This window comes from Herbaspirillum sp. VT-16-41 (genome assembly GCF_001994935.1).
Lineage (GTDB): Bacteria > Pseudomonadota > Gammaproteobacteria > Burkholderiales > Burkholderiaceae_D > Herbaspirillum > Herbaspirillum frisingense.
The window spans coordinates 1-462 of sequence record NZ_MUXB01000041.1 but is presented as its reverse complement, the minus strand read 5'-3'; the positions used below and the strand labels follow the sequence as shown (position 1 = coordinate 462).

Genomic DNA, 462 nt, shown 5'->3' with positions numbered 1-462 from the left:
ATATTGTTTAGTGATTTATTTTTTTTTTATTGTGTAGAAAGAAGAAGAGTGAATAGGATATTACAGGAGGGAAGTGGTTTCCTGTCTTTTGCTCTGCCGATGTGGGAAAAATAAAAAAAAAATTTTTTAAAAATTTTCATTTTACATTAAATTCCCTCCTCATGATCATGCGGGATGCAAGGGCGCGCGGGCAGGAGGAAGGGGGGGGGGGGGGGGGGGGGGGGGGGAAAGAAGAAGAAGGAAGAAGAGAGGAAAGGAGGGGAAGGGAGGGAAGAAGGGGGAGAGGAAGAGAGAAGGGAGAAAAAAAAGGGAAGAAAAAAGGAAGAGGAGAAAAGGGGAAAGGGAGAAAGGAGAGAGAAAGGAGGAGGAAAGAGGAAGAAGGGAAGGAGAGGGAAGAAAAGAAGGGAAGAGAGGAGAGGGGGAAAGAGAAGGAGGAAGGGAAGGAAGGAGGAGAAGAGAGAA

General features: G+C 45.7%; 1 protein-coding gene. It reads left to right on the top strand.

Translation table 11 applies throughout. The annotated features are described in order from the left end of the window. Window positions 1–101: 101 nt before the first annotated feature. On the top strand, window positions 102–462 hold a 361-nt coding region (locus tag BTM36_RS03940; protein WP_217349536.1), incomplete at its 3' end, for a hypothetical protein.